At 45.2% G+C, this 292-nt stretch carries 1 tRNA gene; it reads right to left on the bottom strand.

From position 1 onward, the window contains the following. Positions 1–112 precede the first annotated feature (112 nt). Positions 113–188: transfer RNA gene (locus tag VXS03_RS20175), tRNA-Ala, on the bottom strand. Between the last annotated feature and the right edge of the window lie 104 nt (positions 189–292).

Below are 292 nucleotides of genomic sequence, written 5' to 3'. Positions count from 1 at the left end.
AAATTAATCTTTCGATTAAATTTACTAGTCAGCTTTCCAGATTGTTAAAGAGCATGCAATTATCATTAGATAACCACTTTGTAATCACACTCTTTCGAATGTATTTATAAAGTGGTGGAGCTATGCGGGATCGAACCGCAGACCTCTTCGCTGCCAGCGAAGCGCTCTCCCAGCTGAGCTATAGCCCCTTAAAGTTTTACTTCTTTAGGAGAAGCTCTCTAAGAGAGAAGTGGTGGGCGATACCGGGCTCGAACCAGTGACCCCCTCCTTGTAAGGGAGGTGCTCTCCCAAC

It is taken from the genome of Photobacterium sp. S4TG1, from assembly GCF_036040035.1.
Classification (GTDB): Bacteria; Pseudomonadota; Gammaproteobacteria; order Enterobacterales; family Vibrionaceae; genus Photobacterium.
The sequence above is the reverse complement of the archived record's forward strand: the minus strand, read 5'-3'. Positions and strand labels throughout refer to the sequence as shown.